The 21540-nt window shown below is 69.6% G+C and carries 27 protein-coding genes; 15 read left to right on the top strand and 12 right to left on the bottom strand.

What is annotated here, in order from left to right; genetic code table 11:
* Positions 1-7: 7 nt before the first annotated feature.
* Positions 8-394, top strand: coding sequence for an AtzH-like domain-containing protein (locus ACFYPG_RS04720; protein ID WP_387350299.1), 387 nt, complete (start codon positions 8-10; stop codon positions 392-394).
* A 61-nt stretch (positions 395-455) separates the two neighbouring features.
* Here the strand turns inward: ACFYPG_RS04720 and ACFYPG_RS04715 are convergent, their stop codons facing one another.
* The 9 genes from ACFYPG_RS04715 to ACFYPG_RS04675 all read right to left on the bottom strand — a co-directional run bounded on the left by ACFYPG_RS04715 (position 456) and on the right by ACFYPG_RS04675 (position 8672).
* The gene (locus tag ACFYPG_RS04715) at positions 456-1793 is read right to left on the bottom strand and encodes a ricin-type beta-trefoil lectin domain protein (RefSeq protein WP_387350297.1); all 1338 of its coding nucleotides are present in this window, start codon (positions 1791-1793) and stop codon (positions 456-458) included.
* Between the two features lie 68 nt (positions 1794-1861).
* Positions 1862-3223, bottom strand: coding sequence for a ricin-type beta-trefoil lectin domain protein (locus ACFYPG_RS04710; RefSeq protein WP_387350295.1), 1362 nt, complete (start codon positions 3221-3223; stop codon positions 1862-1864).
* 276 nt (positions 3224-3499) lie between these two features.
* A complete protein-coding gene (locus tag ACFYPG_RS04705; RefSeq protein ID WP_387350294.1) occupies positions 3500-4069 on the bottom strand; it encodes a DM13 domain-containing protein in 570 nt (189 codons plus the stop codon).
* A 66-nt stretch (positions 4070-4135) separates the two neighbouring features.
* Positions 4136-4975 carry an S-methyl-5'-thioadenosine phosphorylase gene (locus ACFYPG_RS04700; RefSeq protein ID WP_387350292.1) on the bottom strand — a complete coding sequence of 280 codons (840 nt, stop codon included), beginning with the start codon at positions 4973-4975 and terminating at the stop codon, positions 4136-4138.
* Positions 4976-5019: 44 nt separating this feature from the next.
* Entirely contained in the window at positions 5020-5445 is a 426-nt protein-coding gene (locus ACFYPG_RS04695) for a hypothetical protein (RefSeq protein ID WP_387350290.1), read from the bottom strand.
* Entirely contained in the window at positions 5442-6608 is a 1167-nt protein-coding gene (locus ACFYPG_RS04690) for a molybdopterin-dependent oxidoreductase (RefSeq protein ID WP_387350288.1), read from the bottom strand. The genes ACFYPG_RS04695 and ACFYPG_RS04690 overlap by 4 nt, the downstream gene beginning before the upstream one ends.
* Positions 6605-7321 carry a class I SAM-dependent methyltransferase gene (locus ACFYPG_RS04685; RefSeq protein ID WP_387350286.1) on the bottom strand — a complete coding sequence of 239 codons (717 nt, stop codon included), beginning with the start codon at positions 7319-7321 and terminating at the stop codon, positions 6605-6607. The genes ACFYPG_RS04690 and ACFYPG_RS04685 overlap by 4 nt, the downstream gene beginning before the upstream one ends.
* Positions 7318-7998 (bottom strand): DUF2064 domain-containing protein, encoded by a 681-nt coding sequence (locus tag ACFYPG_RS04680; protein WP_387350285.1) that lies wholly within the window; start codon positions 7996-7998, stop codon positions 7318-7320. The genes ACFYPG_RS04685 and ACFYPG_RS04680 overlap by 4 nt, the downstream gene beginning before the upstream one ends.
* Positions 7995-8672, bottom strand: coding sequence for a glycosyltransferase family 2 protein (locus ACFYPG_RS04675; RefSeq protein ID WP_387350284.1), 678 nt, complete (start codon positions 8670-8672; stop codon positions 7995-7997). Before ACFYPG_RS04675 ends, ACFYPG_RS04680 begins: the two co-directional genes overlap by 4 nt.
* Positions 8673-8819: 147 nt before the next feature.
* Between ACFYPG_RS04675 and ACFYPG_RS04670 the strand changes: the two genes are divergently transcribed.
* A complete protein-coding gene (locus tag ACFYPG_RS04670; protein ID WP_387350282.1) occupies positions 8820-10184 on the top strand; it encodes a hypothetical protein in 1365 nt (454 codons plus the stop codon).
* Here the strand turns inward: ACFYPG_RS04670 and ACFYPG_RS04665 are convergent.
* Positions 10156-11235 carry an NAD-dependent epimerase/dehydratase family protein gene (locus ACFYPG_RS04665; protein WP_387350280.1) on the bottom strand — a complete coding sequence of 360 codons (1080 nt, stop codon included), beginning with the start codon at positions 11233-11235 and terminating at the stop codon, positions 10156-10158. The two genes, ACFYPG_RS04670 and ACFYPG_RS04665, sit on opposite strands and share 29 nt — an antisense overlap.
* Before the next feature lie 159 nt (positions 11236-11394).
* Here ACFYPG_RS04665 and ACFYPG_RS04660 point away from each other — a divergent pair, with 159 nt between their 5' ends.
* From ACFYPG_RS04660 to ACFYPG_RS04625, 8 genes are all read left to right on the top strand, one after another.
* On the top strand, positions 11395-12090 hold the full coding sequence (locus ACFYPG_RS04660) for a response regulator transcription factor (RefSeq protein WP_387350278.1): 696 nt from the start codon (positions 11395-11397) through the stop codon (positions 12088-12090).
* On the top strand, positions 12083-13099 hold the full coding sequence (locus ACFYPG_RS04655) for a sensor histidine kinase (RefSeq protein ID WP_387350276.1): 1017 nt from the start codon (positions 12083-12085) through the stop codon (positions 13097-13099). The genes ACFYPG_RS04660 and ACFYPG_RS04655 overlap by 8 nt, the downstream gene beginning before the upstream one ends.
* Positions 13100-13247: 148 nt before the next feature.
* Positions 13248-13667: a YbaB/EbfC family nucleoid-associated protein gene (locus tag ACFYPG_RS04650; protein WP_355006356.1), complete on the top strand. Its 420-nt coding sequence runs from the start codon at positions 13248-13250 to the stop codon at positions 13665-13667.
* Entirely contained in the window at positions 13664-13987 is a 324-nt protein-coding gene (locus ACFYPG_RS04645; protein ID WP_387350274.1) for a WXG100 family type VII secretion target, read from the top strand. The genes ACFYPG_RS04650 and ACFYPG_RS04645 overlap by 4 nt, the downstream gene beginning before the upstream one ends.
* 4 nt (positions 13988-13991) lie before the next feature.
* Complete coding sequence (locus ACFYPG_RS04640; protein ID WP_387350272.1) at positions 13992-14486, top strand: hypothetical protein; 495 nt, start codon at positions 13992-13994, stop codon at positions 14484-14486.
* A complete protein-coding gene (locus tag ACFYPG_RS04635) occupies positions 14479-15009 on the top strand; it encodes an endonuclease (protein WP_357197327.1) in 531 nt (176 codons plus the stop codon). The genes ACFYPG_RS04640 and ACFYPG_RS04635 overlap by 8 nt, the downstream gene beginning before the upstream one ends.
* Entirely contained in the window at positions 15006-15548 is a 543-nt protein-coding gene (locus ACFYPG_RS04630; RefSeq protein WP_387350270.1) for an SUKH-4 family immunity protein, read from the top strand. Before ACFYPG_RS04635 ends, ACFYPG_RS04630 begins: the two co-directional genes overlap by 4 nt.
* The gene (locus tag ACFYPG_RS04625) at positions 15545-16084 is read left to right on the top strand and encodes an SUKH-4 family immunity protein (protein WP_355006351.1); all 540 of its coding nucleotides are present in this window, start codon (positions 15545-15547) and stop codon (positions 16082-16084) included. Before ACFYPG_RS04630 ends, ACFYPG_RS04625 begins: the two co-directional genes overlap by 4 nt.
* 50 nt (positions 16085-16134) lie before the next feature.
* Here ACFYPG_RS04625 and ACFYPG_RS04620 read toward each other — a convergent pair whose 3' ends face one another.
* Together ACFYPG_RS04620 and ACFYPG_RS04615 are read right to left on the bottom strand one after the other, a co-directional pair.
* The gene (locus tag ACFYPG_RS04620) at positions 16135-16737 is read right to left on the bottom strand and encodes a GNAT family N-acetyltransferase (RefSeq protein ID WP_387350268.1); all 603 of its coding nucleotides are present in this window, start codon (positions 16735-16737) and stop codon (positions 16135-16137) included.
* Between the two features lie 90 nt (positions 16738-16827).
* The gene (locus tag ACFYPG_RS04615) at positions 16828-17358 is read right to left on the bottom strand and encodes a GNAT family N-acetyltransferase (RefSeq protein ID WP_387350266.1); all 531 of its coding nucleotides are present in this window, start codon (positions 17356-17358) and stop codon (positions 16828-16830) included.
* Between the two features lie 261 nt (positions 17359-17619).
* Here ACFYPG_RS04615 and ACFYPG_RS04610 point away from each other — a divergent pair, with 261 nt between their 5' ends.
* From ACFYPG_RS04610 to ACFYPG_RS04590, 5 genes are all read left to right on the top strand, one after another.
* A complete protein-coding gene (locus ACFYPG_RS04610) occupies positions 17620-18204 on the top strand; it encodes an NADAR family protein (RefSeq protein ID WP_387350264.1) in 585 nt (194 codons plus the stop codon).
* Between the two features lie 108 nt (positions 18205-18312).
* On the top strand, positions 18313-19518 hold the full coding sequence (locus tag ACFYPG_RS04605; RefSeq protein WP_387350262.1) for a tyrosine-type recombinase/integrase: 1206 nt from the start codon (positions 18313-18315) through the stop codon (positions 19516-19518).
* A 435-nt stretch (positions 19519-19953) separates the two neighbouring features.
* The gene (locus ACFYPG_RS04600) at positions 19954-20442 is read left to right on the top strand and encodes a tyrosine-type recombinase/integrase (protein WP_387350888.1); all 489 of its coding nucleotides are present in this window, start codon (positions 19954-19956) and stop codon (positions 20440-20442) included.
* Positions 20439-20621 carry a hypothetical protein gene (locus ACFYPG_RS04595; RefSeq protein WP_387350260.1) on the top strand — a complete coding sequence of 61 codons (183 nt, stop codon included), beginning with the start codon at positions 20439-20441 and terminating at the stop codon, positions 20619-20621. Before ACFYPG_RS04600 ends, ACFYPG_RS04595 begins: the two co-directional genes overlap by 4 nt.
* Positions 20618-21427 (top strand): tyrosine-type recombinase/integrase, encoded by an 810-nt coding sequence (locus ACFYPG_RS04590; RefSeq protein WP_387350258.1) that lies wholly within the window; start codon positions 20618-20620, stop codon positions 21425-21427. The genes ACFYPG_RS04595 and ACFYPG_RS04590 overlap by 4 nt, the downstream gene beginning before the upstream one ends.
* Positions 21428-21540: the final 113 nt, after the last annotated feature.

Genomic DNA, 21540 nt, shown 5'->3' with positions numbered 1-21540 from the left:
GTACCGCATGGAGATCGACCGGACGGACGTGGCCGCCGAGGTGGCGGCGGCCTTCACCGCCTATGAGCAGGCGCTGGCAGCTGGCGACGCCGACCTGATCTGCGGGTACTTCTGGGATTCCGAGCGGACCGTACGGTTCGGCCTCGCCGACCATCAGTACGGGCTTGACGAGCAGCGCAAGTGGCGCGCGGCGCAGCCACCGTTGCCGGCCGGTCGCCGGCTGGTCGACCCGATCATCACCACGTTCGGCCCGGACCTGGCGGTGGTGACAACCCGATTCGGGTACGACGGTACCGCCACGACCGGGCGGCAGACCCAGACCTGGGTACGCCTGCCCGTCGGCTGGCGGATCGTCACCGCGCACGTTTCCGTCTCGGCCGCGGCCACCGACTGACGGAGTACGCGCCGCCCGGGACAGGACCCGGGCGGCGCGTACTCCGACGTGGCGCGCGGTACTAGTTGCGCCTGCTCCACTGCTGGTTGGCGCCGCCGTGGCAGGCCCAGAGGTGAAGTTGTGTCCCGTTGGCCGTGCCGGATGCGACGGCGTCGAGGCACAGCCCCGACTGGGCGCCGGTGATGGTGCCGTTGGAATTCAGGTTCCACTGTTGGTTGGCTTGGCCGTTGCAGTCCCAGATGATGACCGCGGTGCCGTTGCTGCTGCCCGCTCCGCTGGCGTCCAGGCACTTGTTGCCGTACACGGTCAGCGTGCGGTTGGCGGTGTAGGTCCAACGCTGGTTGGTGCCACCGTGACAGTCCCACAGTTGCGGACGAGCACCGTTCGTCGTGCTCGAGTTGGGAATGTCGATGCACCGGTTGGCCGGGCTGCTGGCGATCAGCACGTTCTGCTGACCGGGCGGCGGGGTCGACGGCGGGGGAGTGGTGGGCGGCACTGTGGACCCGAACTGGGCGAAGAAGTTCCAGACCTCCTGCTTGACCCAGCTCCGTGCGCCGCTCTCACAGCCGGCGCAACCGTCCACCGGGCCCTGCTGGTGGCCGCCGTCGAAGGCGGCCCAGAGCACCGGGTATCCGGCCTGGCAGGAGTACGCGGTGGTGATGTGGGTCAGGCTGCCAGCCCTCGGCTCGGGCGGGCTCTGTGCGGCGCATCCGTTGTTGCGGACGAACCTGTCGCGCAGCGAGCGTCCGCTGGGAATGTTGTCGTTGATGCCGTGGATCCCCAGGTACGCGACCGGTCCGGTGCCGCCGCTGCATCCGCTGATCGCCCCCGGGGCCGCGATAGCCGCGACCGCGCGGAACACCGTCGGTCGCGAACACGCCAACGAGTAGCTCATCGCGCCGCCGTAGCTGAACCCGACCGAGAAGCGTTGTGTGGTGTCGACGCAGAGAGCGTTGTCGATCATGCGGATCATGTCGTCGGTGAAGGTGACGTCTTCACCGTTGGAGTTACCCCAGCCGTTGTTGAGGCCCTGCGGGGCAACGAAGATGGTGGTGTTGTTCGACTGGGAGAGCATGCCGTAGTAGGCCCACGCGGCTCCGTCGGAGCCGCCACCCGCGACCTGACTGGCGGTGCCACCCAGCCAGTGGAACCCGAAGGCCAGCCGGTGGGCGTAGGTGTTGTTGTAGCTGTCCGGCAGTCGAAGGATGAAACTACGGCTCTTTCCACCGCTCTGGATGGTGTGGGTGCCGCTGTTCAGCCCGGGCGCCTTGCCGCAGCCGGCAGTGGTGGCCGCCGCCGCCGGTGCGACGGTCGTGAGAACGTACATTCCGACGGCGATCAGAATCATGACCGCCATGGCCGCCCCCAGCCAGGGGCCGGAGAGTTTGCGTAGTGGCACGGTTGCGCCTCCTTGCGAGTGGTGGAACATCCGTTGGACCGGTCCCCTCTGCGGGAACCTCGTCGGGCTCAACTCCGGCTCCAGCGTTGGTTGGCCGCGCCGGTGCAATCGGAAATCTGCACGCGCGTGCCGTTGGCCGTGCCGTTGCCGACCAGGTTCAGGCAGCGGCCCGAACCAACTCCGGTGATCGAGCCGTCAGCGTTGAACCGCCACTTCTGGTTGGACTGGCCGTTGCAGTCCCAAATGATCACCGAGCTGCCGTTCGCGGTGCTGGCGCCGTTGACGTCAAGGCACTTGCCACCAAAGACGCGCAGTTCCTGGGCGGCGGTCGAGGTCCAGCTCTGGTTGCTCTGACCGTGGCAGTCCCAGATGATCGCCGCCGCGCCATTGGTCTGCGAGGCGCCGTTGACGTCGAGGCACCGTCCGGAGGACGTGCTGCGCAGGGCCGACGTGTCGCTCGGCGGCGGGGTGGTCGGCGGTGGGGTGGTCGGCGGCGACGTGGGATCGGTGCCACCGAACTGGGTGAAGAACCTCCACACCTCGCCCTTGGTCCAGGTCCTGGCGCCGCTGTCTCCGCCGCCATCCACCGGGCCGGGGGTGTGCCCGCCGTCAAAGGCTGCCCAGACCACCGGATAGCCGGACCGGCAGCCGGAGTAGGTGGTGGTGATGTGGGTCAGACTGCCCGCCCTCGGTTCGGGTGGGCTCTGGGCGGTGCACCCGTTGTTCCGGACGAACGTGTCACGCAGGGACCGTCCGGCGGAGATGTTGAGCACCGAGTCCCCGATGCCGTGGATTCCCATGTACGCGACCGGCTGGGTGCCGCCGCTGCACCCGCTGAGCTGCCCACCGGAGTAGACCGCGACAGCCCGGAAGACACCCGGCCGGGAGCAGGCCAGCGAGTAGCTCATGCCCCCGCCGTAGCTGAAACCGAGCGCGAAGCGCTGGGTGGTCTCGACACACAGATCGGCCTCGATCAGGCTGATCATGTTGTCGACGAAGGTGACGTCCTGGCCGCCGGGGTTGGCCCAGCCGTTCCCGTTGCCCTGGGGTGCGACGAAGATCGTGCTGTTGTTCGCCTGCTGCCGCAGCCCGTAGTAGGACCAGGCCGCCCCGTCGGACCCGCCGCCGTCGACGTCGTTCGCGGTGCCGCCGTTCCAGTGGAACCCGAAGATCAACCGGTAGGGGTGGTTCCTGTCGTAGTTGTCGGGGATCCTCAGGATGAAGCTGCGGTTCTGGCCGTTGCTCTGAATGGACCGCTGGCCGCTGGTCAACGTGGGCGCCTTGCCGCACCCGGCGGTCGCCGCGGCCGCTCCGATGTCCGCAGCCGACGCGGTGGTGCTCAGACCACCGGCCAGTGCCCCTGCGCTCACGGTCACGACGACGGCCGCCGCCGTCGCGAGCAATCCAAGGATGGGTCTACGTCTTGTCATGAAGGGGCTCCCGCCATTCGGCACGAACTGGTTGAAAGGGGTCCACGGCCGACCGGCTCATCGACGCAGGTTTCTGCCGCTGGTCTCGCCGCCCGCGCGGGACCACTCGGCAATCGATTCAACAGTGGTCACCTCGTGCGCCCAAACATCACGAGACCGTTCGACCGACGGTGCCGGAGCACCTGGCTCGGCGTCGAATCGATTCGTTCCGACGCTAGATCGCGCAGTGAAAGATGTCAATGCCGTGTCCGGCAGGTTGCGGGCCGGTCCTGTCGGTCAGGCGCTCGTGAGATCGGCCGCGCCGAAGGAGACCGCGAACCGCTTGCACCAGATGGAGACGCTCCGGAAGTCACCTGGATCCACCGACGCCGGCAGCTCGTACACCTGGTTGCCCTTGTTGCCTTTGAGCTTGGCCAGCTCGACCCATTCGCCGTCGTCGAACACCCGCCAGCCGGCCGTGCCCCGGATGACCGGTTGGTCGGTCAGCCACACCCGCAGGTCCGGGCCGTTCGACGTGTCCAGGTCGCGGATGACCAGCTGGTGGCGCCCGTCGGCGAGCCGGTGGATCTCGGCACTGCCGGTCGTCCGGTGCTCATGGGTGACGAACTCGCCGGCGGTCAGGATCTCGTTCGCCGCCGGGGTGGCTGCCGACGCCGCCGGGGCCGGGCTCGCGGACACCGAGGTCGGGGTGACAGATGTCGTCGCGACGCGGGGAACGGCCTCGTCGACGTAGGTGTCGGTGACGAGCTTCCACGGCTGGAACCAGTACAGGGCCAGCATCGACACGACGGCAGCGCAGGCGAGACCGGCTCGGACCACCGGCGACCGGAACATCCGTTTCCCCATCACCGCAGCGTACGGCCGCAGCCGTCGTCGAACTGTTCGCGAACCATTTCGGAACTCTTACGACGGTCACCCCTGCGTATCTGCCAGCGCCTGTCCGCACCGGCAGGCGCCCTGGCCCTCCGGCAACGTCTGCACCGCGTCGCCGAGCAGGAGGCGCAGGCGCTCGATGTTCCGGGCGAAGACCGTGAACACCTCCTGCTGAGTCACGCCCTGACCGACCTCCACGCCCGAGTCGAGGTCGGTCACCAGGGACAGCGCGGTGTAACACAGTGCCAGTTCGCGGGCCAACACCGTTTCCGGGTGACCGGTCATGCCGACGACCGACCAGCCCTGCCGGCCGTACCACAGCGATTCCGCGCGGGTGGAGAACCTGGGCCCCTCGATGACGACCATCGTTCCGCCGTCGACCGGCTGCCAACCAGCGGTTCGGGCGGCGTCGAGGACAGTGGCTCGTCCGACCGGACAGTAGGGGTCGGCGAAGGGAACGTGAACGACCGGGGCGGGCTTCCCGTCCGCGCGCGGCTGTCCGTCGTAGTAGGTCTGCTCCCGGCCGCTGGTCCGGTCGACCAGTTGGTCCGGTACGACGAGGGTCCCCGGGCCCAGATCCGGTCGCAGGCCGCCCACGGCGCCCGGTGCGAGCACCTGGCGGACGCCGAGTGCGCGCAGCGCCCACAGGTTGGCCCGGTAGTTGATGCGGTGTGGGGGGAGGGTGTGCCGGCGTCCGTGGCGGGGCAGGAACACCACCGGCCGGCCGGCGACACTCCCGACGGACAGCGCGTCGCTCGGCGGCCCGTACGGTGTGTCGACGGTGACCTCGGCGACGTCGTCGAGAAACTCGTAGAACCCGGATCCGCCGATCACGCCGATCGGCGGGCGACCGGTCGTGCTGGTGTCTCCTGCTGACATGTGTACCCCTCCTGGACGAACAGTGAAGAACGGCTGGGGCCGACTCAGCGACGCTCGGCTCGTCGGCCCGCGACACGTCTGTCGACAGTGGTGGCGACGACCAGGACGACCACGATCGCGGCCCAGAGCACAGCCAGCCCGACAGCGAGCCCCAGCGGATAGTCGCGGTCCGGGAGGCCCGGGTTCGGCGGCGCCGAGGGTGGTCGCCACAGCAGGGGCACAGCGATCAGCAGCAACGTGGAGCTGGCCAGCAGACCCGCGGCGATCCAGGCCAGACGCAACCGGTTCCTCACCAGTCGGCCCAGCGCCAGTCCGACCAGTCCGACCAGCGGCGCCACCAGGACGTCGTGCAGCACCGGGCCGCCGATCAGCCACGGCAGGGCGCTGCCGAGCTGGGGGAGGAGCAACCAACCGCCGTACGCGGTGGCCGCGGCACCGACCACGAACAGGACCAGCCGGACGGTTCTCACCGCAACACCTCCAGCCTTGCCACCCACTTGGTCTGCAGGACGCCCGGCCGGCTCGGCGCGATGAGTCGGCAGGGATAACCGTGGTCGGGAGACAGTTGCTGGCCGTTGATCCGCAGAGCGAGCAGGGTCAGCGGGTCGCGGGCATGGGCCGCAGGGAGTGTGCTGGCCGCGTACAGGCCCTCGGTTTCCAGTGAGGTGACCCGAACCGGTCGGCCGGTCGGTGCGCCGGCCCGGCGCAGCAACTCGACGACGGGCACGCCGGTCCAGTGGGCCGACGCGCTCCAGCCCTCGACACAGGCGATCGGCAGTTCCGCCGTCAGTTGCGGCAGGGCCGCCAGGTCGGCCAGGGACAGGCTGCCCCGCCCGCCCGGCCAGACGATCTCCAGTCGCCAGTCCGGGGGAACGGCGATGTGCGCGGCAGCCGCCGTACGGTTGATCGGTACGCCCTGCGGCCCGGACGCGGAACGCCACGCCAGCGGCGACACCCGACGTAGCCACGGCACGGTGACCCCGGCGGTGGCCAGCACGGCGATTCCGGCGACGCCCGCCGAGGTACGCAGGAACGCCCGTCTCTCGGACGAGTCCCGGTCGTCAGCGCCCGGTGTCGCAGCCCGCACCGCTCTGCTGCGCCGCAGTGGGGTGCTCAGCGCCGCGCGTGCGATCGGGAGCTTCACCGCGACGTGCAACAGCACCGCGCCCGCCACCAGCCAGGCGACCGCGTAGTGCGCCGTCGGGAAGAAGAATCCCCACGGGTACGACTGGGCGACGTTGAACAGGCCCGTGACCAGTTCGAAGAACGCGGCGCAGACCAGCACCAGGACGGAGATCCGTTCGAGGGTGTGGGCGGTCAACCGGATCGGCTGACGTAGGGGCGGGCGGACGAACAGCCGGGGGTAGACGCTCCACAGCTTGGCCAGCAGCAACGGGATCGCGGCGACACCGGAGAGCACGTGCACGCCCTGGGTGACCCGGTACAGGTTGACCGGTCGGGTCGGCCAGGTGAACCAGCCTGGCGGGTGCTGGATGTAGTGACTCAGCAGCCCGGTGCCGAAACACAGCCCGAACGCCACCCCGAGCCAGAGACCGAGCCGTGCGGCGACCAGCGGTGAGTGCGAGGGCGCTGTGAAGTCCTCGGGTACGGGGACGCGGGGCCGGCGGATCATGAGCGCGCCAACTCGGCGAACCAGCGTGGACCGAACCGGAATCGGTCGACGACCCGCAGGCCGGCAGCGGCGGCGGCCCGGGCCACCGCCTCCGACCCGACCCGCGCCCAGCGGAACACCGGTCCGCGCGGCTCCCGATCGCCGGACGACCCGGACACGACGTACGCCTTCCCCTGCCACAGCCCGGCCCCCGGGCGTTCCACCTCGACCACCAGCGTTCCGTCGGCGGCAATCAGGGTGCCGCACCGGCGCAGCAGGCGGACCGGGTCGCCACCGATGCCGATGTTGCCGTCGATGAGCAGGGCGTGCGCCCACCTCCCCTCCCCAGGAAGGGGTTCGAAGACGTCGCGTCGCAGGGCGACCACCCCTCGGTCCTGGGTCAGACGTACCGCCTCGGCGGAGATGTCCACCCCCAGTGCGACGAGGCCGCGGCGAGCGAGCGCCATCGTCACCCGCCCGGGGCCGCAGCCGAGATCGATCGTGGGCCCGGTGCAGCGTGCGGCGACGGACTCGATGGCCGGCTCGGGCGGCCCGTGCCATCGCCGTACCGGCAACAGGTCACGTCGCCCGTCGGTGTGCACCAGCCAATGGTCGGGTTGGGTAGCAGGCCGCCTCGGGCCGACCGGCGTGCCGTCGGCGTCATGATCGGCGGACCACCCGCCGAGTCTGCCCAGCACCACGTCGAAACCGTCGAGACTGACAGTCGAACTCACCGGGGGTGTCCGCTCAGCAGATGGCCGTCCACCGACGCGACGGCATCCGCGAACCGGGTGCCGGGTAGGTCGGCCGCGACCGCCAACGCCGTCGACCAGTCGTCGACATCCCGCTGCACGGGCAGGATCGCCGGTTGTACGCCGTGCCCGCGCAGCGCGGCGAGGGTGCGGCGCCCGGTGTCGTCGGTCGACATGGGTACCTCGCGTAAGGCGCTCGCGTACCTCGAATCGCGTAACCCGAGCGCCCACCAGCCGCCGTCCAGCGCCGGCCCGAACACCGCCTCGTGTTCGGCGAGCCGGTCCAGCGCGGTGCTGAGCAGGGCCGGCCCGATCTGCGGGGTGTCCATGCCGATCTGCAGCACCGGTCGCCCCGGAAATGCGGCAGCGGTGTCGGCGTGGGCGTTCGCGAGGCGGTCGGCGAACGTGTCGCCCCGTTGCGGAAGCAGGTGCCAACCCGCCAACGCGGCGGTCAGCTCCGCGCTGTACTCGGCATCGGCGAACCGACCGGTGTGGGCCAACACGGCAATGGTCGAGGCGGTGGCGCGCACCGCCGCGAGGGTGTCCAACAGCGACGCCGCAGCGATCCGGGCCGCCTGGGTGGGATCGGCGGGCGGGCAGAGGCGCGTCTTGGCCTGCCCGGGGACCGGTGCCTTCGCGACCAGGAGCAGGACGTTCACCGGCCACCACCGGCGTCGGCGCGCAGCACTCCGGCGAAGTCCCGGGTCGCTCGCAGCGTGCCCCGGACCGACCCGGAGACCTTCGACCTGGTGCCGGCGGCGCGGGGCGCGTACGCGACGTCCAGTTCGAGGATCCGCCAGCCCGCTCCGGCCGCGCGCAGCAGCAACTCCAGGGGGTAGCCGAACGCGCGGTCCTCGACACCGAGGCCCAGCAGCGCCGCCCGGCGGGTCACCCGGATCGGGCTGATGTCGTACACCGGCACCCCGCGACGCCGCAGCAGGGCGGCAACCACAGCGTTCCCGGCTCGGGCATGCCATGGCCAGGCATCCGCCGAGACCGGCCGACGCCGCCCGACGGCGAGATCGGCCCGCCCGCCGTGCACCGCCGAGACGAGCCTGGGCAACTCGGCCGGGTCGAACGAGCCGTCCGCGTCGAGCACGCAGACCAGATCCGCCTCCGCCGCCAGCAGGCCGGCGTGCACCGCCGCTCCGTATCCGCGTCGAGGCTCGTGGACGACCCGGGCCCCATGCTCGGCCGCGACGACCGGTGAACCGTCGGTGGAGCCGTTGTCGACCACGATGGCGTGGTAGCCGGGCGGTAGCCCGCTCAGTACGGCAGGCAGTGCGGCCGCCTCGTCCAGACACGGCAGCACCACGTCGATCGTTGTGTGCATACCGGCGACGCTAGGCCCGTCACCGGCCGTCGGGACCGTGGTTCGTCCTTACGAATCGCTTACACGGCAACGGATCTTACGACTCGCTGACGTATCACCTTCGGACAATCGGATGCCTGGTGGGAGGCCGTAAGGTCGGCCGTCACCATGACCATGATGACCCGCCCGGGACGAACCCGGTCCGCCGACCTGATCGTCCTCGGCGTCGAGGTGGCAGTGCTCGCCGTCGCTGTCGCCGTCGGCGCTCTGCTCAACCATCAGGGCGTACGGCTGCACGCCGACGCGGCGCCGCTCTACGCGAGTTGGCAGCCCCATCTGGGCCCCGGTACCCCCGCCGCGTTGCTCGTCGCGGCGCTGTTCGTCTGGCGGGGCGTGCGCTGGGCGACCGACACGTCGTGGCCGCGGCTGCTGGCGGTCGGCTATCTCGCCTCGCTGCTCTGGACGCTGTCGCTGGCCCTTGTGGACGGCTGGTCCGCGGGGTTGACCGAGCGGCTCACAGTGCAGGCCGAGTACCTGCACGAGGTGCCCCGGGTGACGGACGTCGGCATCATGCTGTCCGGCTTCGCCGACCGCATCCTCGACTTCCAGCCCGATTCGTGGTCCACCCACGCTGCCGCTCATCCACCGGGGGCGTTGCTGTTCTTCGTCTGGCTGGAGCGGATCGGCCTGGGCGGCGGGACCGCCGCCGGGCTCGCCTGCGTGCTGCTCGGTGCCACGGTGTCGGTGTCGGTTCCGGTGACGCTGCGGGCACTCGGCGTCGAGGACGCGGCCCGGGCGGTGTTGCCGTTCCTGGTGCTCCTGCCGGGGGCGGTCTGGGTGGGCGCGTCCGCGGACGGGATCTTCGCCGCGGTGGTCGCGGCCGGGTTGGCGCTGCTGGCGGTGGGTGGTCGACCAGGTGCCGCACTGGGCGGGTTGCTCCTCGGCTTCGCGCTCTACCTGTCGTACGGGTTCGTCCTGGTCGGGATGCTCGCGTTGACGGTGGTACTGCTCCGGGCGCGAAACCGCCTCGGAGTGCTCCTGGTCGCGGCGACGGCGGTCGCGGCCGTCGTCGCCGTGTTCACCCTGGCCGGCTTCTGGTGGCTGGACGGCTACCACCTGGTGGCGCGTCGCTACTACCAGGGTTGGGCGGCGGAGCGTCCGTACGGTTACTGGGTCTGGGCGAATCTGGCGGCCCTGCTGCTCTCGGCCGGCCCGGTGGTCGGGCCGGCGCTGCGGCGGGCGGTGGCCGCCGTGTCGATCCACGCACCGCACCCACCGCTCGCCACGACACTCAGGCAGCGGCTCGTCAGCGCCGGACCCACCGTGTGGTTGCCCGTCGCGGCGACGGCGGCGGTGCTCGCGGCGGACCTGTCCGGGCTCAGCAAGGCCGAGGTCGAACGGATCTGGCTACCGTTCGCCGTCTGGCTGCTGGTCGCCACCGCGCACCTGCCCCACGGTCACCGACGGTGGTGGTTGGCCGCCCAGGCCGCCACGGCTCTCGCCGTCAACCACCTGCTGTGGACCGTGTCGTGACCGAGGCCGGATCCCGCATCACTGCGTTGGTGAAGTCGGCGACGCCAGCGGCGAAGCCGACTCGGGCGGTGAAGCCAAGCATCCGGACGGCGCGCGCCGGATCGGCCACGACGTGCCGTACGTCCGCCGCCCGTCCGCCCCCGACCGTGACCGGCGCTGGCCCGCCCATCGCCGACGCCAGCTCGTGGGCCAACTCGCCGACGGTGTGCGGTTCGCCCGAGCAGACGTTGATCGGGGTCAGGGGATCCGGCGCCGGTGTCGTGAGGGCCAGCAGATTGGCCGCGGCCACGTCGGTCACGTGGACGAAGTCGCGCCGCTGCCGGCCGTCCTCCAGCACCCGGGGCGGTCGTCCGGCGGCAAGGGCCGAGCGGAAGATCGACGCGACCCCCGAATACGGGGTGTCGCGGGGCATTCGCGGACCGTAGACGTTGTGATAGCGCAGGGCCCACACCGATCCGCCGGTCTGCCGGGCCCAGGCACCGGCGAGGTGTTCCTGGGCCAGCTTGGTGGCGGCGTACGTGCTGTGCGGCTCCAGCGGCGCGTCCTCGGGCACGAGACCGGGGGAGAGCGCCTGATCGCAGCGAGGGCAGGTTGGCTCGTACCGGCCCTCGGCCAGGTCGACCACCCGGCGGTCGGCAGGCCGGACGATGCCGTGGGTGGGGCAGTGGTAGCGGCCCTCGCCGTAGACCACCATCGAGCTGGCCAGCACCAGTCGGCGCACCCCGGCGGTGTGCATCGCCGCGAGGAGGGTGGCCGTGCCGAGGTCGTTGTGCGCGGCGTACCGGGGGGCGTCGGCGGGGTCGAGGCCATGGCCGACCATGGCTGCCTGATGGCAGACCGCGTCGACCCCGGTCAGTAGCCGGGTCAGCAGTTCGTCGTCGCGGACGTCGCCGACCACCAGGTCGTGCCGCTGGGTCCAGGGCGGCGCCGTCGCAGCGTGCGCCTCGGGCAGGAGCGCGTCCACCGCCACCACCTCGTGCCCGTCGTCGCTGAGCAGGTCGGCGATGTGTGAGCCGATGAACCCGGCCGCACCGGTGACAAGGATCCGCATTCCGGTCACCGTATGACCCCACGTACGCCTGGGCGGGTTTCCGCGTCCAGCCGTAAGAAGCTCGCAAGGTTTGCTGGTCCGGGTGGACTCTGCCGCGTGGCTAGGCTGGGCCGATGGACATCTGGGGGAGACGTTGACGGGGCGGAACGGGGAAGGCCCGTGACGCAGCGCGTGCTGGTGGTCGACGACGACCAGACCGTGAGCGACGTCATCCGTCGTTACCTCGAGAACGACGGCTTCCAGGTGAGCCTCGCGGCGGACGGTGCGGCGGCACTGGCGGCCGTGGAGCGGCAGGCGCCAGACCTGGTCGTGCTCGATTTGATGCTGCCGTTGGTCAGCGGCCTGGAGGTGTGTCGGGCGCTGCGGGTACGGCCGGACGGCGTACCGATCGTCATGCTCACCGCGCGCGGCGACGAAGCCGACCGGATCCTCGGTCTGCAACTCGGCGCGGACGACTACCTGACCAAGCCCTTCTCACCCCGGGAACTGGTGCTGCGGGTCCGTTCGGTGCTTCGTCGCGCCGGCGGTGGGATTCCACCGGAGCGGCCGGAGGCGCTCACCGACGGCAACCTGGTGGTGCACACGGCCTCCCGAACCGCAGGCCTCGCCGGTGCGGATCTGGCCCTGACGTTGCGCGAATTCGACCTGCTCGTCCACCTCATGCGGCATCCCTCCCGGGTCTTCGGCCGGGCCGAACTTCTTGAGCAGGTCTGGGGCTGGAACTTCGGGGACCACTCCACAGTGACAGTGCACGTACGCCGGCTGCGGGAGAAGATCGAGGCCAACCCCGCCGATCCGCGGCGGATCGTGACCGTCTGGGGCGTCGGCTACCGGTACGAGCCAGCCAGTGCGTGACATCGTCCTGATCTTCGCGATCGCCCTCGGCGCGGCACTCGGCATCGGGCTCGCCGGTGCGGTGCTGCTCCGCGCCCTGCGACGCAGCTCGATCACCGTGCACCTCAACGTGCTGCTCACCACCACTGTGGTCGCCGTCGCCGTCGGGGTGATGGCGGTCGCGGAAGCGATGTTCCTCTCCGCGCACGACAGTGAGGTGGTCCTGATCACCGTCGCGGCGGCAGCGGTGGTCAGCCTCGCCGTCGGCGGGCACTTCGGCCGGCGACTGGCTCGCGCCGCGGTCTGGCGCGACCAGGCCCGGGAGCGGGAACGGCAACTGGAGAAGGGCCGGCGCGACCTGGTCGCCTGGGTCTCCCACGACCTGCGGACCCCGCTCGCCGGGCTGAGGGCCATGGCGGAGGCGCTGGAGGACCGGGTGGTTCGTGATCCGGACACTGTCGACGAGTACCACCGACGCATCCGACTGGAGACCGACCGGATGACCCGACTCGTCGACGACCTGTTCGAGCTGTCCCGGATCAACGCGGGAGCGTTGCGGTTGTCGTTGACGGCGGTGCCGCTCGGAGAGGTGGTCTCGGACGCGCTGGCCAGCACCACCCCGTTGGCCGACGCTCGCCGGATCAAGCTGATCGCCAGCGAGTCGGGGTGGCCCACGGTTGCCGCGAGCGAACCTGAGTTGGCCCGGGTCGTGGCCAACCTGCTGCTCAACGCGGTCCGCTACACCCCGGAGGACGGCACCGTACGCATCGAAGCCGGCCGGGAGGAGGACCACGCCTGGTTGTCGGTCGCCGACACCTGTGGCGGCATTCCCCCGGCCGACCTTCCCCGCCTGTTCGACATCGCGTTCCGTGGTGAGCCGGCCCGCACGCCCGGCCCCGGCGACAGTGGGGCGTCCGGAGGGCTCGGCCTGGCCATCGTTCATGGCCTGGTGGAGGCGCACGGCGGTCGGGTCGAGGTGCGCAACACCCCGGACGGCTGCCAGTTCATGGTCCGCCTGGCGACCGCCTGAGACAACGTCTCGCTCTCCGGTGGCCCACCGCCGCCAGCGCGGTCTCGGTCAGCACCCGCACGTCGGGCGGCACCGCCTAGCGGGACTACACGATTTGCCGGATCTGACTACGCTTTCCACTGTCTTGGAGGCGATCGATGGGGGGCGCATGTCGGTGAATGAGCCGGCGAGCGGGGAGTTCGCTCGCATGCTGGACGCGACGGTCGGCGCGTTGCGCGCCGCCGGCACTGCGCCGGAGGACGAGGAGGCCGCGCGCCTGCGTCGGCTCGGTGAGTCCGCCGAGGGGCAGGTCCGCGCCGAGTTCGGCGCTGATGGCCGGTTGGAGTCGCTGACGCTGGACCCACGGATGATGCGACTCGGCTCGGCCGAGGTCTGCGACCACGTGATCGAGGCCGTGAACGCGGCAATCGACTCGATGCGCGGCGGCCCAGCCGTGGCCTCCGGCGACCTGTCGCAGCTCACCGAGCAGCTGGAACAGGTTCGTGACACTGCCGTGCCGCGGCTCGGTGCGTTCCTCCAGGCGCTCACCGACGCGCAGGAGCGGATGGCCCGAGGAGGCACCCGGTGAACGGGTTCGAGGTCGATCCGGCGCTGCTGCGTTCTGGCGGCGACGAGGTCATCGGCGCCGCCGAACGCTTCATCGGCCAGCTGGAGAGCTTCGAGGCGCAGATGCAGGGGTACGGCGAGCCGTGGGGCGCCGACGACATCGGCTCGCTCATCGGCATCGCGTACACGGAGGCGTCCACCTGGGTCCTGGACTGCATCGGCGTCGCCGCCGAGGAGATCGGCTCGGCCGGTAGCGACCTGACCAAGATGGCCGACAACTACGAGTCGGTCGAGGAAGCCTCCGCAGGCGCGCTGCGGGACATCCGGGGAATGCTGGGGTGACGGCATGGGGCTCCAACTGCCCGGCGAGCTGATCACGGCTCTGAGCTGGATCGGCTACACCTGGCCCGAGGCCGACGAGGAAAAGCTGTTCGAGATGGGCCAGGCCTGGTTGGACTTCTCCGGCACGGTCGCCGAGGCCTCCGGGCAGGCCGGAACGGCTGCGGCGGCGATCTGGTCGCAGCACCAGGGCGAGTCGATGCAGGCGTTCCAGAAGTGGTGGGCCAACCCGGAGAGCGGTCCCGGAACCCTCTCGGACTACTCCCAGGCCGCGATGCTGATCGGCACCGGCCTGATCATCGCCGCCGCGATCGTGCTCGCGCTGAAGATCCAGGTGATAGTGCAGCTGGCGATCCTCGCCTTCGCCGTGGCGCAGGCGATCGCCACAGCCGTCGTCACGTTCGGCGCATCGCTGGCCGAGGTTCCGATCTTCCAGATGATCACGCGGGAGATCGTGGGCCTGTTGATCGACCAGGTGATTCGGGAGCTCCTCGATGCCTAGCAGGGCGCCGAAGAGTTCGAAGAAGCGCGGCGGCGCGGCCAAGCCGAAGGTCGGCAAGGGCGTCCGGGCAGCGGTGAAGAAGGCCGCCGCGAAGCCGGTGGTGCGCAACAACAGCCTGCCCGAGGTCACGATCAAGGTGCAACGCAAGCCGTTCCACGCGCGCGGCCAGTTCGACCGCAAGATGAACGCGCTGAAGAAGCTCAGCGACGAGGGCAAGCTGTTCAAGCAGGCGAACCCGGTCGCTCGGGACAAGAAGATCACGGCCGACTACAAGAAGCGCATTCGACAGAAGATCTTCGACAAGTACTGGCCCCACGACAAGAAGATGGCGAACGCCCTCGCCGCGCGACTCCGTAAGCAACAGCCGGACCATGTGTGGGAGCTGCAACTTGGCGGCGCCGACGACGTTAGTAATCTGAAGCTCCTGCACGGTCAGACAAACTGGGATGTCGGAGGGCAAATCTGGCAACAGATCAAGAACCTGCCCGACGGCACACCGATCCGAATAGAGGTAGTGGATTGAATCCCGAGCTGCGGGAGCTCATCGCGGAGCTGCGTACCGACCTGGAAGCGGACCAGCCGGCGACGCTGGCGTGGGCCCAGATCAACGAGGGCGCTCCGGCCGACCAGATTCCCGCCGAGCTGCCGCAGCCGGTCCGGGAGCTGCTGGGGACCGCCAACGGCATCCTGGCCGGCGCGTTCGACCTGCCCGCTGTCGCGGATCTCGACGACATCCAGTACTACCTCGAGCAGATGCCCGAGTTCACCGGCGTCGCCGACGAACCCGCCGAGTGGCTGGTCATCGGCACACTGAACGACGAGCCGCTGCTGATGCGACGCGACACCGGCGCGGTCTGGTACTTCCCGGCGGAGACCACCGACGAGTGGTTCATGCGTGAGATGTTCCTCGACGTCGCGCCGGACCTCGACTCGTTCCTCGCCTACTACGTCTTCGGCGCCGGTTACGGCGAAGTCGGCTTCGACGACGACGAGTGGTGGGGCTTCCTCGACGAGCACGGTCTCACCACGCCCGGTGACGATGACGAGGAGGCGGACGATTGACCGCGACACATGAGGAGCTCACGGCGCTCTGGGGCGCCGATGGGATGATCTACTTCCCGGTCGACCGGTTCGACGACGTCCTCGGCCCGCTGACGCCAGAGGTCTTCCCGCCGTTCGGGGCCATCCCGGTCGACGTGCCGATCCTGTTCACCGTCGACGTCGACGTGTCCGGCTTGGAGTTGTTCTCCAAGCTGAAGATCGAGATCGGCGAGGCCAGCCCGCGCATCCACATCGTCCTCGGCAGCTCACCCGAGGACCTGCAGCTGCTCTTCTGCCTCGACGCGCTGACCGGCGCCGTCGTGTTGCTGGACCTGGAGACCCCCAACTTCGAGGCGGTCAACGCGACCTTCGCGGCCTTCGTCGAGTTCCTCTACCGGCTCGGAGGGCTCATCGCCACGGACCCGGGCGGTCGGGCCCGCGCTGCCCGCGCCGCCGCGATCCGCGAGGAACTGATGGGCGTCGACTCGTCCGCGTTCGCCGACCCGAAGTCGTGGTGGAGCATGGCCTTCGATCAGCTGGAGTCCACCAGCGGCTAGCCTTCTCGCCGCCGCGACCACGCGGGTCGTCCAACCGTGACGCCGTAGGTTCACTGCGCTCGCGGCACCGGCATGGACGCGGCCGGGTGCTCCGGCGGTGGTCCCTCTCGATGCCGTGCCTCGGCGAGGAGGGCGTAGGTGCAGCCGTCGACCCAGCCCAGTTCGGCGTGCCAGGAATCGCCGACGCCGTACTGTTCACGATGCATGCCGACCTTCTCGAGGATTCGCACCGAGGCGAGGTTGTCCGCGAAGCAACCGGCGGTGATTCTCCGAACGCCCAGCCGGTCGAATGCGTACGCCACCACAGCGGTCACGGCCTCGGTCGCGTACCCGTTTCCGCCGTAGGCGGGATCGAAGACGTAGCCCAGGTGGGCCTCGGTCCGTGGTGGCATGCCTGGTTGACCCATGCCGTCGACGACGTCGAGCGAGACGGTGCCGATCACCACGCCGTCGAGGGTGGCCGCCATGCTGTGGTCGTCGGGGTCCGCGGCCGCGCGTCGCCAGGCCGTGCGGAAGGACGCAGGGTCGACCTGCGTACGGAGTAGCCAGCGCGTGACCTGCGGCAGGTTGCGGTACTCCAGGATCCGGTCGATGTCCTCGTCCCGCACCGGGCGAAGCTCGAGGCGTTCAGTGCGTACTGTGGTGTTCGCCATGAGGCGGGACGCTAGTGGACGCAGCCGGGCGAGACGCCCGAATATCGCTCCGATGGCCCGCCCCACCCTCGGTGGCAGACGGCGCGGGGCTCAGTCGACCCGTTGGGCCAGCACCTGCCCCGGCCAGGATCCAACCAGGAAGGTTTCGGTGGGTGTGAACCCGTGGCGCTCGTAGTACGCCACCAACTCGCCACCGCCGCCCGCCCAGCAGTCGACCCGTAGCAGTCGCACGCCGGCTTGCCGGGTTTCCTCGACGGCGTGCGCCAACAGGGCCGACCCGAGTTTCCGGCCGGCGAATCGTCGGTCGGAGACCAGGAGGCGGACGAACCGCTCCGGTTCTTCCGCAGGCGAGATCGGCACCCGGGGGTCGGGCCCCGAATCCAACACGAGGGCTGCGGCCGGCGTCCCGTCCACCTCCGCGATGTACGGGAGGCTCTCGGTCAGGTACCGGTCGACCTGTTCAACCCTCTCGGGCTTCTTCGAGAACGACGTCGTGCCCCACTGCTCGGTGTTGCCGCGGTCGTTCATCCAGACCACCGCGGAGTCGAGCATGTCCAGTACGGCAGGTGCGTCGGCCGGGCCACCGTGTCTGATGCGTACGCCGCGGGTGGTGTCGTCCATGGCCGAATGGTAGTCCGATGACTGGTCGACCCAGGTCTGTCGATGCTTCGTCACCGGTTGTTCGGCGTCGCGTCGGCTCGAATCGATAGTGTCCGTTGGCCGGCCACCGCCGGCGGTCCACGCGGAGGGGAATCGAGTCGCGGCGCTCCGGATGCCCCCGGTGCGCCGCTCACTCGGGCGCGCCAGCCTGGCAGCGCGGAGCCGTTCGCTGCGGACGAAAATGCGGGGTACGCGGAGCGTCGGTGCCGCACACTCGCCATCATGCTGGCATCGGTTCGTAGCGTCGAGGATCTGGCCGCTGCGCAGGCGCAGGGTCATCGGGTCAGGTTCCTGTTCTTCTGGGGGCACCAGCCCGAGCGTGACGGGGGTGTCGGATCAGGTTGCCTGAGCCAGTGGTGGCCTACCCCGTTCACAGTCGACAAGCTGCGATTCGCCACCGCGGAGCATTACATGATGTGGCGCAAGGCCACCCTGTTCGGCGACAGCGCGATGGCGGAACAGATCCTTGCCGCGCCGCATCCCCATGCCGCCAAGGCGTTGGGAGGACGCGTCGCGGGCTTCGATCAGCAGACCTGGAGCGAACACCGCTTTGCGATCGTGGTGGCCGGCAACCGTGCGAAATTCGACCAGAATCCGGCGCTCCGGGCATTTCTGCTGGCTAGCGGGCAGAGGGTCCTGGTGGAGGCCAGCCCGCTCGACCGGATCTGGGGTATCGGCCTGAACCGCGACGATCCGGCCGCCGGCGACGCGGCCCGTTGGCGAGGGCTCAACCTGCTCGGCTTCGTGCCGTTATGCCGACTTCGGCATAACGGCACTTATGCGGACCTGGTGGTTATGCCGAACTGACCAGCGGGCAGCCGCATATTCCTGGTGTTCGATGGTTCACAGGTCGGCATAAGCCGATCATCGGGCGAGGTTGCCTCCTCCTGTCGATGACGAGGGAGGGGACTGAACATGTCGAGTGATGCCGTGCCGATGTCCGGGCCGCTGATGCCGCACGTTGACGGCTTCGCGGCAGTGTTGGCCGCTCAGGGCTACGCGGCTGGGACCGTGACGCTTTACCGCCAGCACGTGGGACATCTGAGTCGCTGGTTGGAAACCCGCGCACTCGGGGCCGGCGTACTGAGCGAAGGGCTGATCGAAGAATTCCTGGTTGAACGTCACGCAAGAGGCCGTCAGACGCGGTTGCGGGTCAGCTCATTCGCGTCAGCGTTGGCTTACCTTCGCGGCGTCGGTGTGATCAGGTCACCGGAGCAGGCGCCTGTCGGCGAGGTCGATGCACTGCTCCTCCGGTTCGCTGGCTATCTGGCCAAGGAGCGGGGCCTGGCGCAGCCGACGGTCTCGCTGCGGACACAGCTCGTGCGCCCGTTCCTGGTGAGCCTGACGGAGCGCGGTGGGCTGGATCTGCCGTCGCTGACTGCTGAGGATGTAACCGCCTTCATTGTCGCGGAATCCCAGGTCCGGCCGGCGTCGGTTCCACCGACGGTCACTGCGCTGCGTTCCCTGTTGCGTTTCCTGCATGTTGAGGGCGTCGTTTCGGCAGGATTGGCCAGCGCGGTGCCGGCGGCCAACAGCCGGAGACTGGCCGGGTTGCCCAAGGCGCTGCCCGCGGAGCAGGTTGCCGCTATGTTGGCGACCTGCGACCTAGCCACTGCGGTGGGGCGTCGCAATCTGGCCATCCTCAAGCTGCTTGCCCGGTTGGGCCTGCGTTCCGGTGAGGTGGCTTGCCTGCGGCTCGATCACATCGACTGGCGCCGCGGCGAGGTCATGGTCATGGGCAAAGGAAGCCGCTATGAGCGGCTGCCGCTGCCCGGTGACGCGGGCGGCGCGATCGTGGCGTATCTGAAGGACGGCCGACAGGCGGGTGCACATCGGGAGGTGTTCCTCTCTGCCCGGGGCCCATACCGGCCCATGAGCCCCGACGCGGTCAGCAACGTCGCCGCGGCGGCCGCTCGTAAAGCCGGCCTCGGAATCGTCCGTGGACACCGGCTGCGGCACAGCGCCGCGACCGCCATGCTCGCCGCCGGCGGTTCGCTCACCGAGATCGGTCAGGTGCTGCGCCACCAGCACACGGCAACGACAGCCATCTACGCCAAGGTCGACATCGAAGGACTGCGTCGCGTCGCCCGTCCCTGGCCGACGCCGGAGGCAGCCGCATGAGCGCCCTGCGGCAGACCCTCGCCGATTACCTGGCCGTCCGCCGGGCCTTGGGCTACAAACTCGAACGCGCGGGAAAGCTCCTCGGACAGTTCCTGGACTACTTGCACGACGAAGACGCCCACACGGTCACTGTCGAGCATGCCATCGCATGGGCGACCGCACCGGCCGGGGACCCCTGGTGGCACGCTCTACGGCTGAACGCGGTCCGCCCGTTCGCGGTCTACCTGCACGCCCGCGATCCTCGCCACGAGGTGCCTCCGGCCGGGCTCATCCGCTACGGATCGAGCCGGGCAACCCCGTACCTCTACTCGCCTGCTCAGATCGAGGCGTTGGTAACGACAGCTCGGCAGCTGCCGTTCCCGCTCCATGCCCTCGTCTATCCGACATTGTTCGGACTGCTGGCCGTGACCGGGATGCGGATCGGCGAGACGGGCTCTGCAGGATCAGGACGTCGACGCGCAACAGGGCATCGTGACAGTGCGGGACGGCAAGTTCGGCAAGTCCCGGCTGCTGCCCGTGCACCCGAGCACTATCGACGCGCTACTGCGCTACCGGCATGCCCGCGAACAGTTCGTCCCTGCGACGGTGGTCAGGGCGTTGTTCGTCTCGTCCTCGGGCGGCCCGATGGACCGCCCGAACGTGGGCCGAACGTTCCGACAGATCGCCAAGAAGGCCGGCGTGACGGCCAGGTCGGCGGGTTGCCGGCCGCGGGTTCATGACCTTCGGCATAGTTTCGCCGTCGCGACGCTGCTGGACGCCTACCGCAACGGCGACGACGTCCAAGCGATGCTGCCGCGCCTGTCGACCTACCTGGGGCACGTCAAGCCGAAAGACACGTACTGGTACCTCTCGGCAGCTCCGGAGCTGCTCGCCCTGGCCGGCGAGCGACTGGAACGCCACCTCAACACCGGAGCAGCCGCATGAGCACCCTCGGTCCCACCCTGCAGTCGTTCTTCACCGACAGGCTGGCCCGGCAGCGTCACGCCAGCAGCCACACGACCGCCGCCTACCGGGACACCTTCAAACTCCTGCTGACCTTCGCTACGGCCACTACCGGCCGGGCACCCTCCAACCTGCAGATAGCCGACCTGGACGCGCCATGATCAGCGCGTTTCTCGATCACCTGGAAACCGGGCGCGGCAACAGCGCCCGCACCCGCAATGCCCGCCTCGCCGCGATCCGTTCCCTGTTCAGCTACGCGGCTCTGCGCCACCCCGAGGACGCGGCCGTCATCCAGCGCGTGTTGGCGATCCCGACCAAACGCTTCGAGCGTGCGATCGTCACCTACCTCACGGACCCGGAGATCGACGCCCTGCTCGACGCCCCCGACCAAGGGACCTGGACCGGGCGGCGCGACCATGCGCTGCTCGCCCTCGCCATCCAGACCGGCCTGCGCGCGACGGAACTGACGACCCTGAAACTTCACGACACACACCTGGGCACCGGAGCGCACGTCAGCTGCATCGGCAAAGGCCGCAAACAGCGGATCACGCCGCTGACCAAGGACACCGTCACCACGCTGAAGAACTGGCTCAAAGACCGCGGCGGAGTACCCGCCGACCCACTGTTCCCCACCCGCTCGGGCACCGCCATCACCCGGGACGCGCTCGAACGGCGAGTAACCAAGCACGCCGCGACCGCCGCACTGGCCTGCCCGACCCTCGCCGAGAAAAAGATCTCCCCGCATGTCCTGCGCCACTCCGCAGCCATGCGGTTGTTGAACGCCGGAGTCGACACCACCGTCATCGCCCTCTGGCTCGGCCACGAAAGCGTTGCCACAACCCAGATCTATATCCACGCCGACCTCGCACTCAAGGAACGCGCGCTGGCCCGAACCACGCCGCTCGGCACTACTCCAGGGCGCTACCAGCCCACCGACACGATCGTCGCCTTCCTGGAGAACTTGTGATTATGCCGACGCCACCCGCTGGCTCGCCGACGAGCCAGCAGGTCGGCTGCACACAGGAATCCTCGATTCAACGAGGGGCTCGTCGACCCGACGACGTCCGGAGCCGAGAGGAG

The sequence above is a fragment of the Micromonospora sp. NPDC005553 genome (assembly GCF_042871765.1).
Lineage (GTDB): Bacteria > Actinomycetota > Actinomycetes > Mycobacteriales > Micromonosporaceae > Micromonospora.
This window is presented reverse-complemented; position numbering and strand designations above follow the sequence as displayed.

Excerpts from the sequence above, each read along its gene's own strand:
- ACFYPG_RS04720 (WP_387350299.1), top strand. The coding sequence starts at position 8 with ATGGAGATCGACCGGACGGACGTGGCCGCCGAGGTGGCGGCGGCCTTC.
- ACFYPG_RS04710 (WP_387350295.1), bottom strand. The coding sequence starts at position 3,223 with ATGACAAGACGTAGACCCATCCTTGGATTGCTCGCGACGGCGGCGGCC.
- ACFYPG_RS04705 (WP_387350294.1), bottom strand. The coding sequence starts at position 4,069 with ATGGGGAAACGGATGTTCCGGTCGCCGGTGGTCCGAGCCGGTCTCGCC.
- ACFYPG_RS04700 (WP_387350292.1), bottom strand. The coding sequence starts at position 4,975 with ATGTCAGCAGGAGACACCAGCACGACCGGTCGCCCGCCGATCGGCGTG.
- ACFYPG_RS04690 (WP_387350288.1), bottom strand. The coding sequence starts at position 6,608 with ATGATCCGCCGGCCCCGCGTCCCCGTACCCGAGGACTTCACAGCGCCC.
- ACFYPG_RS04675 (WP_387350284.1), bottom strand. The coding sequence starts at position 8,672 with ATGCACACAACGATCGACGTGGTGCTGCCGTGTCTGGACGAGGCGGCC.
- ACFYPG_RS04670 (WP_387350282.1), top strand. The coding sequence starts at position 8,820 with ATGACCATGATGACCCGCCCGGGACGAACCCGGTCCGCCGACCTGATC.
- ACFYPG_RS04665 (WP_387350280.1), bottom strand. The coding sequence starts at position 11,235 with ATGCGGATCCTTGTCACCGGTGCGGCCGGGTTCATCGGCTCACACATC.
- ACFYPG_RS04650 (WP_355006356.1), top strand. The coding sequence starts at position 13,248 with ATGTCGGTGAATGAGCCGGCGAGCGGGGAGTTCGCTCGCATGCTGGAC.
- ACFYPG_RS04640 (WP_387350272.1), top strand. The coding sequence starts at position 13,992 with ATGGGGCTCCAACTGCCCGGCGAGCTGATCACGGCTCTGAGCTGGATC.
- ACFYPG_RS04635 (WP_357197327.1), top strand. The coding sequence starts at position 14,479 with ATGCCTAGCAGGGCGCCGAAGAGTTCGAAGAAGCGCGGCGGCGCGGCC.
- ACFYPG_RS04620 (WP_387350268.1), bottom strand. The coding sequence starts at position 16,737 with ATGGCGAACACCACAGTACGCACTGAACGCCTCGAGCTTCGCCCGGTG.
- ACFYPG_RS04615 (WP_387350266.1), bottom strand. The coding sequence starts at position 17,358 with ATGGACGACACCACCCGCGGCGTACGCATCAGACACGGTGGCCCGGCC.
- ACFYPG_RS04610 (WP_387350264.1), top strand. The coding sequence starts at position 17,620 with ATGCTGGCATCGGTTCGTAGCGTCGAGGATCTGGCCGCTGCGCAGGCG.
- ACFYPG_RS04605 (WP_387350262.1), top strand. The coding sequence starts at position 18,313 with ATGTCGAGTGATGCCGTGCCGATGTCCGGGCCGCTGATGCCGCACGTT.
- ACFYPG_RS04595 (WP_387350260.1), top strand. The coding sequence starts at position 20,439 with ATGAGCACCCTCGGTCCCACCCTGCAGTCGTTCTTCACCGACAGGCTG.
- ACFYPG_RS04590 (WP_387350258.1), top strand. The coding sequence starts at position 20,618 with ATGATCAGCGCGTTTCTCGATCACCTGGAAACCGGGCGCGGCAACAGC.